12 protein-coding genes are annotated in these 16,439 nt (G+C 61.3%); 5 read left to right on the plus strand and 7 right to left on the minus strand.

Going from position 1 to position 16,439, the window contains the following annotated elements; genetic code table 11:
- Together G9463_RS09785 and G9463_RS09790 are read right to left on the minus strand one after the other, a co-directional pair.
- A partial coding sequence (locus tag G9463_RS09785) for an FGGY family carbohydrate kinase (protein WP_255458686.1) occupies positions 1-749 on the minus strand: 749 nt, incomplete at its 3' end.
- Positions 750-877: 128 nt separating this feature from the next.
- The gene (locus tag G9463_RS09790) at positions 878-3,430 is read right to left on the minus strand and encodes an extracellular solute-binding protein (protein WP_165896591.1); all 2,553 of its coding nucleotides are present in this window, start codon (positions 3,428-3,430) and stop codon (positions 878-880) included.
- A 350-nt stretch (positions 3,431-3,780) separates the two neighbouring features.
- Here G9463_RS09790 and glpA point away from each other — a divergent pair, with 350 nt between their 5' ends.
- The 3 genes from glpA to G9463_RS09805 are packed head-to-tail and all read left to right on the plus strand — an operon-like array spanning position 3,781 to position 8,148.
- Positions 3,781-5,511, plus strand: coding sequence for an anaerobic glycerol-3-phosphate dehydrogenase subunit GlpA (gene glpA, locus G9463_RS09795; RefSeq protein WP_165896592.1), 1,731 nt, complete (start codon positions 3,781-3,783; stop codon positions 5,509-5,511).
- Positions 5,501-6,775, plus strand: coding sequence for a glycerol-3-phosphate dehydrogenase subunit GlpB (glpB, locus tag G9463_RS09800; RefSeq protein ID WP_165896593.1), 1,275 nt, complete (start codon positions 5,501-5,503; stop codon positions 6,773-6,775). The genes glpA and glpB overlap by 11 nt, the downstream gene beginning before the upstream one ends.
- Positions 6,772-8,148 (plus strand): anaerobic glycerol-3-phosphate dehydrogenase subunit C, encoded by a 1,377-nt coding sequence (locus G9463_RS09805; RefSeq protein ID WP_007189879.1) that lies wholly within the window; start codon positions 6,772-6,774, stop codon positions 8,146-8,148. The genes glpB and G9463_RS09805 overlap by 4 nt, the downstream gene beginning before the upstream one ends.
- Before the next feature lie 46 nt (positions 8,149-8,194).
- On the opposite strand, the gene G9463_RS09810 is transcribed toward G9463_RS09805, so the two are convergent.
- From G9463_RS09810 to ppc, 5 genes are all read right to left on the minus strand, one after another.
- Complete coding sequence (locus G9463_RS09810; RefSeq protein ID WP_007189878.1) at positions 8,195-8,659, minus strand: hypothetical protein; 465 nt, start codon at positions 8,657-8,659, stop codon at positions 8,195-8,197.
- A gap of 70 nt (positions 8,660-8,729) precedes the next feature.
- Positions 8,730-9,188: a HAMP domain-containing protein gene (locus G9463_RS09815; RefSeq protein WP_241244072.1), complete on the minus strand. Its 459-nt coding sequence runs from the start codon at positions 9,186-9,188 to the stop codon at positions 8,730-8,732.
- A gap of 167 nt (positions 9,189-9,355) precedes the next feature.
- Complete coding sequence (gene xop2, locus G9463_RS09820; RefSeq protein WP_165896594.1) at positions 9,356-10,054, minus strand: sensory rhodopsin III; 699 nt, start codon at positions 10,052-10,054, stop codon at positions 9,356-9,358.
- A gap of 149 nt (positions 10,055-10,203) precedes the next feature.
- Positions 10,204-10,656: a universal stress protein gene (locus tag G9463_RS09825; protein ID WP_007189875.1), complete on the minus strand. Its 453-nt coding sequence runs from the start codon at positions 10,654-10,656 to the stop codon at positions 10,204-10,206.
- 97 nt (positions 10,657-10,753) lie between these two features.
- Complete coding sequence (gene ppc / locus G9463_RS09830) at positions 10,754-13,450, minus strand: phosphoenolpyruvate carboxylase (protein WP_165896595.1); 2,697 nt, start codon at positions 13,448-13,450, stop codon at positions 10,754-10,756.
- Positions 13,451-13,603: 153 nt separating this feature from the next.
- Here ppc and G9463_RS09835 point away from each other — a divergent pair, with 153 nt between their 5' ends.
- Both G9463_RS09835 and G9463_RS09840 read left to right on the plus strand, forming a co-directional pair.
- A complete protein-coding gene (locus G9463_RS09835; RefSeq protein WP_011223091.1) occupies positions 13,604-14,308 on the plus strand; it encodes a helix-turn-helix domain-containing protein in 705 nt (234 codons plus the stop codon).
- A gap of 717 nt (positions 14,309-15,025) precedes the next feature.
- Positions 15,026-16,438, plus strand: a complete 1,413-nt coding sequence (locus G9463_RS09840; RefSeq protein WP_165896596.1) for an ABC transporter substrate-binding protein — start codon at positions 15,026-15,028, stop codon at positions 16,436-16,438.
- Position 16,439 lies beyond the last annotated feature (1 nt).

Here is a 16,439-nt window from a genome sequence, read left to right on the forward strand (position 1 = left end):
GCAACGGGGACTTCCTCTTCGAGGAAGCCGTCCGCGTCGGTGTGCCCGTACAGACTCTCGTCGGAGGACGGGCGGACTTCCGGAACCATGGACTCCGGAACGCCGAACTCTTCGAGGAGTTCATCGTCCCACTCCATGTCGTGGATGTTGTACAGCATCGTCCGTGATGCGTTCGAGACATCCGTGATGTGGTTGCCGGTAAGCTTGTAGATGAGCCATGCGTCGATGGTCCCCATCAGGAGTTCACCGTCTTCGGCTCGCTCACGGAGGTCAGCGCCGCGCGAACTCTGCATCTTGAGCGGCTCCGCGTTGTCGAGGATCCATTCGGTCTTGGTCGCCGAGAAGTAGGCGTCACATTCCAGCCCGGTCTTCCCCCGGATCCATTCGACTTTGTCCTCTTCCTGAATTTCCTCGACGCGGTCGGTGGTTCGGCGGTCCTGCCAGACCAGCGCGTTGTGGACCGGTTTGCCGGTCTCCTTGTCCCAGACGATCGTCGTCTCACGCTGGTTCGTGATGCCAAGTGCCTCAAGCTGTTCGGCACCGACACCTGCATCCGCCAGCCCCTTGGTTACGACTTCCTGCGTGTTTTCCCAGATTTCGACGGGGTCGTGCTCAACCCAGCCGGGCTCCGGGTAAATCTGTTCGTGCTTCTCGTAGGCATTCGCAACGACCTGGCCGCTGTGGTCGAACACCATGAAGCGGGTACCGGTCGTTCCCTGATCGATCGCGCCAACGTATGTGTCTGCCATTGTTGTGTTCTCCGTGGTGGAGGTAGCTTATTTATGAAAGCTACCACCTTGCCAGTAAACAACATAGTGAACCATTATAAAGATTACTAATGGTGATGTTTGGCGAGTAAAGAAAGAATCTGACGGTGCTACCGGCCGGAATCGTACCGTTCAAGCTGTTTTGTGACCTGTGTGTCGAGTCGCTTGAGCGCGGACGGGACCGAATCGGGTCCGTCCATACTGTCGGCGGCGTCTTCGATGATCGTTCGCACTGTGTCGAACGGGCCTATCTGCGCGCCCCGCGTCGCCGTGGTGTCACGTGTCTCCGTGAGCTGGTCGAACGCCGTCCTGTAGTGTGGGTTCTTTTCGAACCAGTCCGCCGACCGGAGCTGTGGAATCGCATCCGCGTGCACTGGGAAGTAGCCGGTTTCCTGATGCCACCGACGCTGTTGAGCGGGTTCAGTGAGCCAGGTGAGGAATTCACCCACAGCCTCGTGAACCCCCTCGGAAACTTCGTCACCGACCCAGAGCGATGCGCCGCCGACGAGTACGCCGGTCCGGTCGTCAAGGACGGGGAATCGGCCGGTCCCGACATCGAAGTCGGCGCTGCTTTCGATACTGTTCAGCGACGATGTCGAGCCGATCAGCATCGCGGCGTTCTCCTCAGCGAAATGGGTGCGAGCCGCGCCTCTGGCCTCAATACCGGGGTCGTGGTACAGGCCGTCCGCTTCGAGGCCCTGCCACCAGTCGAATAAGTTGTGGGCGAACTCGCCATCGAGATAGCTCTCCGTCGGTGCCCCGGACCGCCCGTTGTTCTTGTCTACGAGGAGTTGGTCGGCCTCGGCAAACCACTGCTCGACGAACCATGAGTAGTTCGCAAACGTGATCCCAGCATCCACGCCACCCCTGTCGACGAGCGTCTCAGCCGCGCTCCGAACGTCAGCGAGAGTTTCTGGCGGCGAATCAGGGTCAAGTCCAGCCTGTTTGAACGCATCGCGGTTGTACGCCATCACCGGGTTCGACGCGTTGAACGGGAGCGAGTGGAGCGTCCCGTCGAACCGGTAGTAGTTCGTCACCGGGTCGAGCAGTGAGTCGATGTGGGCTGTCGGGAGGAGTTCCTCGACAGGTCTAAAGTACCCACTGTCGCGCGCACGCGTGGTGCCGATCTCAAATATCTGTGCGATTGCCGGTGGAGTACCGTTTTCAGCGGCGTTTAGCGTCGCATCGAGCGTCCCGCGGTAGCTCCCTTTCGACCGCAGTGCGAGGCTGATGCCGTCAGTCTGTGATTCGAACTCGCGAACGAGCTCTTCCAGCAGTAACGCTTTCTCACCGCCCATTGCGTGCCAGAACTCGACGACGGTCCCGTTCGTGTTGGCCGCCGCCGCACCGGTCGCCAGTTCAAAGGAATCGAGTGATGCATCCAGTGACTCGGCTCGCTCAGTGAGCGTCGAGACACGCGTCGAGACCTCCGCGAGTTCCGTCGTCTGGTCCGCTGCGGCGTCAGCGGCGACGGCCGCTTCTTCGGCCGTCCGGGCGCTTATCCCCTCGACATCGTCGACCATCGACACGACTTCCTGTGTGGAATCGGCCTGCGTATCCGTCGCATCATCGATTTCCTGTACGCTCGAATCGACCTCTTCGACCATCGAAACGACGGCATCCAGTTCGTCGAGTGCGCTGGCGACTGACGAGCGGGTATCTTCGACACTGTCTCGAGTGTCGTGCATCTCCGAAACCGTTGCGTCAGCCTGTTCGTGAACTTCTTGGATGGAGGTCGCGATCTCGTCGGTCGCTTCCTTTGTCTCGGTTGCGAGCGATTTGACCTCCTCGGCTACAACAGCGAATCCGTCGCCGGATTCCCCTGCTCGGGCCGCTTCGATGTTGGCGTTCAGCGCCAGCATGTTGGTCTGGTCCGCGACGTCCGTGATGAAATCAACAATCTCCTCGATGTCCGACAGCAGGTCGTTTAGCTGTTCGACCTTGTCGACGGTCGCTTCGGCGTTGTCGGTCAACTGGTCAAGCGTCGTCATTGCCGAGGATGCCGACTCCAGTGCAGATTCACCTCGAACGCTGGCTTTGCCTGACGTGTCCGCGACCTCGTTTGCGGCGCTCGCTATCTCCTCAATCGTCGCCGAGAGGTTCCGCATCTCGTCGGAGATCGACTGTATCTCGTCTCGCTGCTCGTCCGAACCGGTAGAAATCTCTCCGACAGCACCGCTCACGTCCCGGCTAGCTGATTTGACTGACCCGAGGCGGGTGTCGACCTGTTCCGTTGCGGCGGTCACCTGCTCGCTGAACGATGCCATCCGGTCGACGGTGTCTGTCCACTCCCGGAGCAGTTCATCGTATGCCTCATACAGCGGTGCAGCCGTCTCAATCGGCGGTTCTCCCGGTTTCACGGTGAGGTCGCCGTCGGCGTTTTCTCTGGCAACAGTGGCGAGGTGGTCGACAGCGGTTTCGAGCGCCCGGCGGTCTGCCCGCTCCTGTTCGAGTTCCGCCGCCAGTTGCTCACACTGTGCTTTCAGTTCCGCCCGTTCGGGGTCGGGTTCCGTTTCCCCGGCCGCTTGTTCTTCTTGGAGGGCTTCTGTTGACGGCCGTCCACGCTCTGACTCGCTTCCATCCCGCCCCTCTGTGACGCCACCGTCGGTGCGTTCCCCGTCAGGCGGGCCGTCTTCTGAATCAAGTGGGTTCCATTTACTCATTGTCACTCCCGTTGGCCAAACGGCCAACACGGTCTCGGGGATAATCAACTATCAAAATATATAATAGTTACTGTTGGGTAGGTAGCGGTGATAATTAAAGTTTGAGAGGGTAAAATACTGTCAGAGCCCGTCATTATAGCTCTAGAATTTTAATATTCGATTTTATTTTCCACATTCGAGTAGTTGTGTACGATCACTCGGACAACTGTCAGTCGAAACATTCCATGTCAGGCGTTTACAATTGACAGTACAGTTCGTCGGTATTCCTCATGATTACATAGAAAATTTACTACCCAAGCACCAGCAACGGTAAAGTGAAGTGTGTGCGCTCCAAAATCACGGAAAGATAGATGGGACCGACACCACACATCGCCGTCATCGGTGGCGGCTCGACTGGGGCGGGCATCGCGCGGGACCTCGCGATGCGCGGGCTCGACGTAACCCTCGTAGAACAGGGGAATCTGACCCACGGGACCACCGGTCGAATGCATGGGCTGCTCCATAGTGGCGGGCGGTACGCCGTTTCGGACCAGGCCAGTGCGACCGAGTGTATCGAGGAAAATCGAGTTCTGCGAGATATCGCAAGCCACTGTGTCGAAATGACCGGTGGCCTGTTCGTCAAGCGACCTGAGGACTCCGAGGAGTACTTCCAGAAGAAGCTCAACGGCTGTGAGGAATGCGGCATTCCCGCCGAAGTCGTCTCCGGCGAGGAAGCCCGCGCGATGGAGCCACATCTTGCCAAGGACATCGACAAGGCAATCAGCGTCCCTGACGGCGCTATCGACCCGTTCCGGCTGGTCGTCGCGAACGCCGCGAGCGCACAGGAGCACGGCGCACGCATCGAGACACACACCAAAGTGACTGACCTCCTCGTCGAGAGCGGCGAGGTCGTCGGTATCGAGGTCGAACACGACTCTGGCCCCGGGAAGCGAGTTCATGGCACTGAAGGCGGGACCGAGCAGATCCGGGCCGACTACGTCGTGAACGCGACAGGAGCTTGGGCCGGTCGCATCGGCGACATGGCCGGATTGGACATTGAGGTCCGCCCATCCAAGGGCGTCATGACCATCATGAACATCCGTCAGGTCGACACCGTCATCAACCGCTGTCGGCCCAAGGGCGACGCCGACATCGTCGTGCCCCACGAGACGACCGCGATTCTTGGCACGACCGACGAAGAGGTCGAGGACCCCGAGGACTACCCCGAAGAGCAGTGGGAAGTCGACATGATGATCGACACTCTCTCGGAGCTGATTCCGATGCTCAATGAGGCCCGGACCATCCGCTCGTTCTGGGGCGTCCGTCCGCTGTATGAACCGCCGGATGTCGGTAGCGACGACCCGACCGACATCACGCGGGACTTCTTCCTGCTCGACCACGACGAGCGCGACGACCTGCCCGGCATGACCAGCATCGTCGGCGGGAAGTTCACCACCTACCGAATGATGGGTGAGCAGATCGCTGACCACGTCTGCGGGAAGTTCGGCATCGACGCTGACTGTCGGACCGCCGACGAGCCGCTCCCGGGCAGCGAGGACTTCTCTGTGCTGCGGGATTACATGGACGAGTTCGGGCTCCGGTCGCCGATCGGTCGTCGGAGCGTCGAACGGCTCGGCTCCCGGGCTGATGACGTGCTCAAGACCGACGGGCCGAACCCGACAGTCTGTGCGTGTGAAGGCGTTACCCGCGCCGAAATTCAAGACGCTATCGGGGGCTCGGGCTCGGACCTCAACGCTGTCCGCATCCGGACCCGTGCGTCGATGGGCAACTGTCAGGGCGGCTTCTGCTCGCACCGGATGGCGAGTGAACTCCACTCGGAGTACGACGAGCCGGTCGTCCGCGAAGCCTGGGACGAACTGCTACAGGAGCGCTGGAAGGGGCAGCGACACGCCCTCTGGGGCGAACAGCTCTCTCAGGCAGCCCTGAACTACGCACTGCACGCTACCACGCAGAACCGCGACCAGGACCCGGCGGACGGCGAGCCGGTCGACTTCTCGGCGTTCGATTCGGGCCGCGGACAAACAGGCGGCAGCGTGGATAGCGCAGACGTGGCCGCCGACGGAGGGACAAATGGCTATTGAGTCGGAGGTACTCGTCATCGGCGGCGGCCTCGGCGGGCTGACCAGCGCACTGGCGGCCGCTCGCGAGGGAGCCGACGTGCGACTGGTTTCGTATAAACAGTCCACGCTCCGACAGGCGTCGGGTCTGGTAGACGTGCTCGGCTACACACCGGACGGCGACGGCCCGCTAACCGACCCGTACGAGGCGATCCCGTCGCTGCCGGAGGCACATCCCTACCGAAAGGTGGGCGTCCAGACGGTCCGGGACGCACTGTCGCTGTTCGACGATGCGGTCCCGACCTACGAAGGTGAGCACACGGACACGAACGCACTCCTGCCGACCCACGGCGGAAGTATCAAACCGACTGCCCGCTACCCGGCCGGAGCCAGCGCCGGTCTCGCCAGCGACACCCGCGACACGCTGCTGGTCGGCATCGAGGAAATGGTCGACTTCGACGCGCCCCACGTCGCTGCCCATCTCGACGCAACGGGCGTGCCATTCGATGTCCGCGGCGAGACCATCCGGTTCCCGGGCGACCTGCGCGCGGACGCGAAGGTCACGCGGTACGCAAAACTGCTCGACACCAACAGCGAGGTGGCAGTTCGCGGGCGAATGGTCCCGGCCCGCGAGGCGCTCGCCCAGCGCGTGAACCCGTTGCTGGAGGACGAAGAGCGGGTCGGCTTCCCGGCGATTCTCGGCGACGACAACCCCGGTGCCATTCGCGACGCACTGGGCGACCACCTCGGCGTCGACGTGTTCGAGGTCCCGATGGGGCCGCCGTCGCTACCCGGCCTCCGACTGGAGGACGCGCTGTTCTCGGCACTGGACGAGGCCGGGGCCAGCATCGAGACCGGCAATCCAGTCGTCGATTTCGACGGCGAGGACCGTATCGAGAAGGTATTCATCGAGAAGAACGGCGCGAAGATACCCAACAGCGCCGACCAGTACGTTCTCGCGACCGGTGGCTTCGTCGGCAAGGGCGTCGAATCCGACCGCGAGGGCGTGTACGAACCGGTGTTTGACTGCCACATCCCCCACGCCGCGGACCGCTATGACTGGTTCGAGGGTGAACTGTTCGGCGACCACGAGTTCGCCCGCTACGGCGTGGCGACCGACGACGACCTTCGACCCCTCGATGCGAGCAAGCACAGCGAGTTCGAAAACCTGCGCGCTGCCGGCTCCGTACTGGGCGGCTATGATTTCGCCGCCGAGAAATCCGGTAGCGGGGTCTCGATCGCAACAGGCTACGCGGCGGGCCAGCGCGCCGCACAGGAAGCACGATGAGTGACGCTGAAACCCCACCAGAGACAGAGTTTGACCCGGTAGCACCGAACACAGGCGAGGAGTTCGAACCAGTTGATGTCTTCCCCGACAGCGACGACTTCGACCTCCGGCCCGGCGCGGACTCCTGTTTCAAATGCTCGACCTGCGACACGAACTGCCCCGTCGCGGAGGTCGACGACGACTTCCCCGGCCCAAAGTTTCAGGGCCCCGAGCAGTGGCGGCTCAAGCAGTCCGACGACGACCACGAGATCGACGACTCGGTGATGGACTGCTCGAACTGCATGCGCTGTGACAACGCCTGCCCATCGGGCGTCCCGCTCAGCCAGATGCACAACACCGCTCGCGGGGAGTACGTCAGCGAGCAGATGGACAAGCTCTCCGTCGAGTACATCCGGAACCGCATCCTCGCGAACTACCGCACCTCCGCGTTCTTCGCGAGCAAGGTTCCGCGGCTGGCGAACTTCGCCATGAACTTCGGGCCGGCCCGCTGGGTCATGGAGAAGACGCTCGGTGTCACCAGCGAGCGTGATTTCCCAGAATTCGCAAAACAGACCTTCCGCGAGTGGTGGGCCGACCGTGGCGGTCAGGTCCAGTCGCGAGAGAACGCGAAGGCAGCCCGCAAACGTCGCGGGCTCCCCGAGGACGCCGACAAAAAAGTGGCGTACTTCCACGGCTGTTACTCCAACTACAACACGCCGGAGGTCGGCAAGGCGATGGTCCGCGTGTACGAGGAGTTCGGCTACGAGGTTGTGGCACCCGAACAGAAGTGCTCCGGGACGCCGATGTTCGCCAACGGGATGCTCGACGACGCCCGCCGCCACGCCGAGACGAACGTCTCGTCGATGTCCGAACTCGTCGACGAAGGATACCACGCAATCGCCTCGTGTACCTCCTGTTCGATGGCGCTCCGGCAGGAGTACCCCGAACTGTTCGACATCGATGGCATCGACAAGGTCGCCGAGAACACCTTCGAGGCCGTCGAGTACCTTCGCATCCACGAGGACCTCAAGGACGAAGTGCAGGCGGCCGACGTGGACGGCGACCTCGCCGAGGAATTCGCCTACCACGCGCCGTGTCACTCGCGCAATCAAGGACTAGACCGCCAGGCCGTCGAACTATTCCGCGACCTCGACGGCGCTGAGGTCGAGGATGTGGGTGACTCCTGTTCCGGCATCTCGGGGACCTACGGCTGGAAAGAGGAGAAATACGAGAAGTCGATGGAGATCGGCGAGGAGATGTTCGAGCACATGGAACACGCCGAAGGCGAAACCGGCATGACCGAGTGCCCGACCTGCGCGATGCAGATGGAACACGGCAGCGGCTACGAGATCCGACATCCGCTCGAACTCCTCGAAGCCGCGCTGGTGGAGTGACGTCCGACCGACAGGTCACGGCCCGCCGCCACCGTGATTGAGACAGTCAGTCGGTCCCGGACGTCTCTCCCCAGGTCCACTCGTCGAGTTCCGTCTTCGGTGCCGCTTCCTGTTCTGTCTCTCCGTCGTCCCGCTCTGTTGGTGCATCTGTAGCCTGTGACTCCGCTGTCGAGTCGCTCGACTCTCGCTCGGTTCTGAGTCCACCCTGTTGCCGGGCGTAATCGACGAGCTCCCGTACGGCTGCCCGGTCGGCAGCGAGGTTTGTGAGCGCGTACTCACACCGGTCCGTCTCGAAGACCACAGTGTATGTTCCCTCGCGGACGATGTGGACTGACTCTAGGCGGTCATACGGAAGCGTCAGTTGTTCGCTCGACACTGTGCCGGTCCGCGTGTCGATGGTAATCGTATCGGAGTCGAGACTGAGTGACAGCGCCACGATGTCCGCTTCGGTCTCCCCAGAGATTCTCACACGGTTCGGTTCGAACGCGTCTTCGTCGGGCTTGTCTGTCATTGACTTTCGTGACTCTCGCGGCCAGTTGCCGCCGGCAAATCTGCTGGTAACAGTTCAACGATAAGATGCTTTATCGGGAATCGATCTCTGCGTCCCGTTTACGTTGGTCCAGAATCTCGTTGAATCGCATCGCTAACTCCGCCAGCTGTGGGTCGTCTACGTTTTCCTCAAGCCGGCTGTCGTCGTTACCGTTCGAAATTTCGACAGTCGTTTCACAGTACTGTGCGACGACTTCCGCAGAGACCCCATGCTGCCGGTCTAGCTGCTCTGAATCGCGTAACACGGCGAGCGCTCGGTATATGTCCCCCACGTCGTCCGTCCGGTTCGTCGCAAGGTCGACGTCAAGCTCTCCCTGCTCAATCTGGCGCGCCTGCGCAGCGAGTGTCTCTACGGCTGCAGTCCGTTCCCGGCCGATGATCGTCGCCACGAACAGCAACGCAACTGCGACGATCAACAGTATACTCACGAGTCCCGAGAGAAGCATCGACTGCTGTGAACCGCTCATTTCGGGCGCCAGATTGGTGTACACATTCACCACCGCCAGCGTAGCCAACACAAGAACCAACACCGCTCCTACCCCCAAGGTCCGACCGTACGAGCCGCTCCGCTTGGTTACTGCCGACATATAGCCTCCCTAGGGATTTTTCTCGGATAAAACCGGTGTATCTGGTATATACATGGAGGTACCAGTGTCAGTCACTTGGCGGGAGCTACGGACCAGCTGTCGACGAACGTCTCAACCGAATTGTATCTGACAAGCAGAACCGACATAAATCCGACTTTGGCAATGGTGTCAAGAACTGCAACGAGGAAGTTCAGGTCAGGGACCTGAATGATCCCCGCCCCGAGAGGACCCAGGAAGTAGACAACCGGGTAGAGTGACCACGTCACGACAGTCAAGTCTCGGAGGCTCTGGAACAGGCTGCGGACGCTCGCTGTTGCAGCCTTAATCTTCCGGGCAAACGTTTTGATATACAAATAGAGTAGCCCGATGAATGCGACCGTGGACACGGCGAAGGCAATCCACCGGAGCGACCCCGACATACTGACGAAGCCGTATCCCACGCCGATCATCACCACGTTTGCGGCCACTGCGAGCCGCCGCGTCTGCGTGTCGACGCCAGCCAGCCGTGCGAGATAGTACGTGATGATCGGCGTCGAGACGATCCAATCGGCAAACCTGAGCGTCGTGATGCTAACCGTGTCCCCGAGCTGGCCGCCCGCCGTGAGTGCCATCGCCACGTATGCCGCTCCCGCGACTGAGGTGTGTATCGGCGGCAGGTAGTAGAACGAGGACCTGATATTACCCCTCGTTGCAGCGAACCACACGAAGACAACAGCTGACATGAAAAACGCCCCAGCCCCAGCCCCGTACCAAACGATCTCTTGTGCCATATCGTTTCGCAGGACTGCTCAGACTTCAACATTTGTGTATCTGGTACGTACTATGGTAGTATTCGGGATACGAGATGCGCGGCTGGCGAACGATATCGCGGTATAGACGCCTGAAAAGCGACCCTGAAATGGAGTTGTACACCTCCTCGCTACTCGTCGCCGCGGACGAACGTGACCGGACACGGCGCGTTCAGCATGACTTCCTGTGCTGTGGAGCCGAAGACGGCCTTCCCGGTCGGCGAGCGCTTGCGGCCGCCGACGACGGCGAGATCCGAGTTCGTCACTTCGGCGAGGCTAACGATCTGCTCGCCGTGGTTGCCAACGGCACCGCGGACCTGTGTGGACAGACCGGCGTCGTCAAACCGTGAGACGAGCTCCCGGACTGTTGTGTGGCGGTCGGCGACCTCGTCGGGGTCGGCTTCGCCGGTCGATTCGAATTCGAGCCTGTCGACGACGCCGTCGTACTGGTCGTCGGTGAATACGTGTGCGACGATAACCGTCGCATCGGCCGGGCTCGCGATATCAAGCACGGCGTCAGCGAGTTCGTCGATTCGGTCGGCGTCGTTTGGTCCAACTGCGAGAAGAACTGTTTCGAGTGCCATACCGGCTACTCCGTGGGCAGACGCGTAAATCCTTCGATGGGTACTACCTTTGTAGTAAGTCGTTACAACGACGCCTTGGCCGGCGTCGTTCAGTGGCTCACCCGGTGTTTTTCATTCCGGCCGCGATACCCTGAACGGTCAGCCGCAGGGTCCGGCGCTCAGTTTCAGTCCGGTGAGACTGCTTGAGCAGACGGACCTGCAACAGGTTCAGTGGGTCGACGTACGGGTTCCGGCGCTCCAAGTTCTCCTTGAGCCAGTCCCGCGAGAGCAGGCCGTCCTGCCCGGTGATTTCGAGCACCTTCGCGACGGTGTTCTCGTACTCCTCGACGATACGCGGGTAGATGCGCTCGCGGAGTTCGGGGTCAGCGAGGTCGGCGTACTCCTCGGCGATTCCGAGGTCAGTTCGGGCGAGCGCCAGCGACGCGTTGTCGAGTTTCGTCCGGAAGAACGGCCAGTTCTCGTACATCTCCTGTAAGGTTTCCATGTCGCCGCCATTTTCGAGATAGGCGTCCAGCCCGGTCGAGATCGAGTACCAGCCAGGGATGATACAGCGGGCCTGCGTCCAGGAGAACACCCACGGAATGGCACGGAGGTCCTCGACACTGCGGTCCTCACTTCGGGAAGCCGGCCGCGAGCCCATATTGAGGTTCTCGATGACGGTGATCGGCGTCGCCTGCTCGAAGAACTCGACGAAGCCGTCGGTCTCAAGCAGGTCCTGATACTCGTCGCGGGCGGCGTCGGCCGCTGTCTCCATCGCCTCCGCCCACTCGTCGGGAATCTCCTCGACGGGCTCCTCGATTGCGTTTTGCCGCGCCCGTATCTGGGCGTTGAGCATCTGTTCGAGGTTCCGCTCGGCGATGTCGTGGTTGGCGTACTTCTCGGCGATGGCCTCGCCCTGCTCGGTGAACTTGATCTGGCCGGTCACCGTCTCGTTTGGCAGGGCCAGCATGGCGTCGTTCATCGGACCGCCACCGCGGGAGATAGAGCCACCGCGGCCGTGGAACAGGCGCATCTCCACGTCGTAGTCATCGGTGATGTCCGCCAGTCGCTTCTGGTTGTTGTACAGCGACCAGTTGGCGGCGAGGAAGCCGTTCTCTTTGTTCGAGTCGGAGTAGCCAAGCATGATCTCCTGGATGTTGTCCCGGGCCTCAAGGGCCTGGGAGTAGGCCTCGTTCTCGAACAGCGTGCCCATGATGCGGCGGGCTCCGGAGAGTGCGTACTCCGATTCCAGCAGCGGGACCACGTCGAACCCGCAGTAGCCGGGCAGGTCGACGATGTCGACCTGGTCAGCGAGGAACAGCACTTCCAGCGCGTGGCTGGGCTCTTCACACCACGAGATAGCGTAGGTGTCGATGGCGTCGATGCCGAACTCGTTTTGCCAGTCGGCGGTCGCACGGAAGCGGTCGAGGACGCGGGTAGCGTCCTCCGAGAGACCCTCGGTGTCTTCCATGTCGATAACGGTGTTATCCTGGAGGATGGCCTCGGTCAGGAACTCGACGCGCTCGTCCTCGTCCATCGACGCGTAGTCGATGCCTTGCCGGTCGACAGCTTCGGCGATGGCGTCGGTATGCATCTTCCGGTGGTCGCGCAGGTCGAGGCTGGCGAGGGTGAAGCCGAACGTCTCGACCTTTCGGATCAGTGGGTCGACGTGGGCCTCGGCGATGACCTCGGCGTCGTTTTCCCGGAGGCTGTCGGCGATGACGCGGAGGTCGGTCAGCAGTTCTTCCTCGCTCTCGTAGCCGCCTTGGCGGACGTCGCTGACCCGGATGACGGATTCGCGCATCAGCCGGAGCTTCTGGCGGTAGGGCTCGTCGGGATACCGCTCTTCGGCTTCCTTGGCGACGCCAGGGAGCTTGGACTTGTGACGGTCCAGTCGCTCGTTGAACAGCGCGTCGGTCGCGATGTTCGAGGCATCCTGACTCAGCACGCCGGAGAGTTCCTTGAGCTTGTTGCGGTACAGCGGCAGTACAGTCTCGCGCTGGCGCTCCAGCGTCTCCTCGGTCACGTCGGTCGTGACAAACGGGTTGCCGTCGCGGTCGGAGCCGGCCCACGAGCGGAACTCGTAGAGCGTGTCGATGTCGATGTCCTCGTCGTACACGTCTTCGAGGGTGTGTTCGAGCTCGTCGTACACCTCGTCGATGACGTCAAACAGAACGTTTTCGAGGTACCACTGGACGTTCAGCGCTTCGTCGGTGACCTCCGGGCGGCGGTCCCGGACCTGTGGCGTCTGCCAGAGGCTCGTCACCTCGGCGTCGAGGTTGCGCTCGATACGCTTCTGTTCGCGTTCGGTGAGTCGCCGCTCATCGAGGCGTTCGATGTCACGGGCGACCGACCGGAGCTTCGCTTTCACCGTCTTCCGGCGGGCTTCGGTGGGGTGAGCCGTGAACGTCGGCTGGATGAGAACGTCTTCGAGCACCTGCTCGAACTCCTCCGGGTCTGCGCCGCGTTCGGCCAGGTCCCGGACGGCTTCCTCGACGCTGTCGGCCAGTACACCCTCCTCGCTCCCCTCTCGGATTTCGCGGACCCGTTCGCGTTCCTCAGCGAGATTGATAAGCTCGAAGTACGTCGTAAACGCGCGTGCGACAATGTCCTGCGTTTCCGGATTCAGTCGGTTCAGCGCCCGGTGGACCTCGTCCCGTGTCTCGGCGTCACCGCGCCGGTAGTCGATACACGAGTTCCGGATAGTTTCTACCGTGTCAAACGCCTCGGTCGAGGTTTGTGCTTCCAGCACTTCGCCCAGGAGTGCACCCAACTCCCGTACGTCCTGGTTTATCTCTCTGGCGTGCAAAGTCATACCACTTCATCCAGAACCGAGCCCTAAAACACTATTGAAACGGTGTATCAGGGATAGACGTTCGTGAAGAACCCGGTTGCGAGAAATAGCTACTATTAATCGTGGGGTTCTTTACCGTATCACACGAATTGTTCGTGATACAGTGGACTGCCAATGATAGATATCGCTCTGGACATGGAGCAGTACGACTGCCCCTTCATCGACACGACGGCAGACCACGATGTCGCTTTTGCAGCGGTACACTGGGACTTCGACCAGCGTGCGCGGGAGTTGGAGACACGGATGGTTGTTGAGGCTGAGGATGCGGGGGTACTCGATACGGGGCTGGACAGCTTGCAGACCCACGAGAACATGAACGACTGTGTGCTGTTGCGCCGCGAGAACAACGCCGCTCACATCCGGACGACTATCGAGGAAACGGCGGCGATGCAGACCATCAGAGACAACGGCGGCTACATCACCGGGCCCTTCCACATTGAGGCAGGCAGCGAGACCTGGCACGTCGGCTTCGACCGTGGCCGAGACGCCGACACGACGCTCTCGGAACTTGACCGTGACAACGAGTACGACGTGGTTGAGCGGACGTCGGCGACGCTCCCACAACTGCAGGACCTCGTGCAGAACGCCGGCGCGGCGATGACACTCGTGGACGGCTGTCGGGACCTCTCGGACACCGAACGCGAGACGCTGGAAACCGCCGTCTCCGAAGGCTACTTCGAGTCACCCAGGGACGCGACACTGGGGTCGCTGGCCGAGGACTTCGGCGTGTCCAAACCCGCCGTCTCGAAGAACCTCCGGCGCGGCGAGCGCAAGATGATCGAACGCGTCGTCGAAGCGCTTGATGACATCGAGGACTGATTCTGCGGCTCTGACGGCTTGATCGCGTCCCACCTAGAGTGCTACCCAGCAAAGATCGAGTCCCAACTGTGCCGCCGTCCGTCCTTATCAGCTACAAGACATACTAGAAACCATATACCACACAATTCACGATAGGAGAACAGATTCTGCCCATGGAACTCAGTAGGACACTCCGCGATCAAATGCCGTCTGTCGGTCTCAGCCTAGCTGGCCTCTATGTTTGCTGGTTGGGTATCAAGCGGTATTGGGCACACCTGCGAATAGACCCCAGCCACGAACTCGGGCTTCTAGCTGAAATCGTAACTCTCGCGTACCTTCTGTTCGGAATTACGCTCCTGGCTGTATCAGTGTGGGCATCATTTCGTCAGCGAGCAGTGATACCGACAGTGATACTCGTTTGGCTAGCTGCCGTCAAAGGAACCTTTGTCGCAGGTATCTACTCCATTTCGTCTGACACACAGTTCGTGGTGGCCCTTGGACTGGGACTCTCTATTATTCCCCCGTTACTAACGTGGGTGACCGCTGAGATATACCGGGCAACAGTCGCTGAATCAGCTACGTAGCAGATAGTCAAATCGGTGTGAGAGGACAGTCCGCAAGCGAGGGGCGAGATAGGCCGTCTACCGCCATTTTTGTACCAATCCCGGTCCGGACGAGAACTGCGTTAACATGTTAACTCAGCACACTATATGGTCGGCGAGTCTACAATAATCTGTTATGCAGAATACGGCTACACGGAGGCGCGTTCTCGGCGCGCTCGGTGCTGGTGTTGTCGGGCTCAGCGGCTGTGTCAGTGACGACTCATCCATGACTGAACAGGACGATTCGGACGGCGGGACGACGGACAGTAGCACGAACGGCGAATCGGGCGGCAGTGGTTCGGCACAGACCGTTAGTATCGGGGTCCTTCAGCCCCGCGCTGGTGACCTGAAGTACTACGGCGACCAGTCGCTGTGGGGGTTCCTCTCCGGGCTGGCGTACAAGGGTGATACCGATCCGCCGACAGACCCTGGCAGCGGCGAGGTTACGATCACCGCCGGTGACACGGAGTATCGCCTGCTAATTCGGGACACGGAGTTCTCGGCGGACACGGCACAGACGGCAGCGACGAACCTCGTCGAGAACGAAGACGTAGACATGCTCGCCGGCTGTGCGTCCTCGGCGGTCGCCAGCCGGGTCGTCACGACGGTCGTCAATCAGGCGCAGGTCCCCATCATGCTCGGTCCGGCGGCGTCGGCCGACATCACGTCCAACTCCGAGACCTGTAGCGACCTCGTCTACCGAGCGAGCGAGAACACCGCGATGGACGCCCGCTCGGGCGGGAAGTACGTCGCCAGAGAGACGGACGTATCGAGCGTCTATCTGTTCGGCGCGGACTACAGTTTCGGCCGTGCGGTCGTCAACAACTACCGGGACGTGCTGGAGGCCGAAGGCGTCGATATCGTCGGCGAACGCTTCGTCGAACAGGGCTACGCCGAGTGGGATGGGCTGCTTGACAACGCCGAGGAAGCCGGGGCCGAAGGCGTCGTCGGCGGGTTCACCGTCGCGACACTCCCGGCGATGTTCAACGCATTCCTCTCGGGTGAGTACTCATATCGGGTGTTCGGCGGGTTCGCCACCAGAATCACCAACAGCGTCGTCGGTGGGACGATGCAGAGCGTGCTCGGCGAGCCCCTGACAGCGGAGAAGATCAGGGACTCACAGCTCGGGCCGTTCACGACTCGCTACCACTGGAACCAGTACGACAACCCGATCAACGACGCGTTCGTCGACAGCTACACCAGCGCCTACGGCGTCGTCCCGGACCTGTTCTCAGCGGGGACCTTCACCGGCGCGTCAGCGATCCATCAGGCGGTTCAGGAGAGCGGGTCGACCGAGGGTACGGACATCGCCGACGCCCTGAAGGGGATGACAGTCACCGACACGCCGAAAGGCGAGGGCGGCTACACTTTCCAAGAGTACAACAACCAGGCGCGCTCGGCGATGACCGTCGCGAACCCGATTCCGACAACCGACGAGTGGGCCGACAACTGGGGCGCCGCCATCATGCCCGGCGAACCGCTGGCCCGAATCAGTGCCGACGAGACGACTATCCCACAGGATAGCGACCAGATGGACTGTTCACTGTAGG

The sequence above is a fragment of the Haloarcula sp. JP-Z28 genome (assembly GCF_011440255.1).
In the GTDB taxonomy this organism is placed as follows: domain Archaea; phylum Halobacteriota; class Halobacteria; order Halobacteriales; family Haloarculaceae; genus Haloarcula; species Haloarcula marismortui.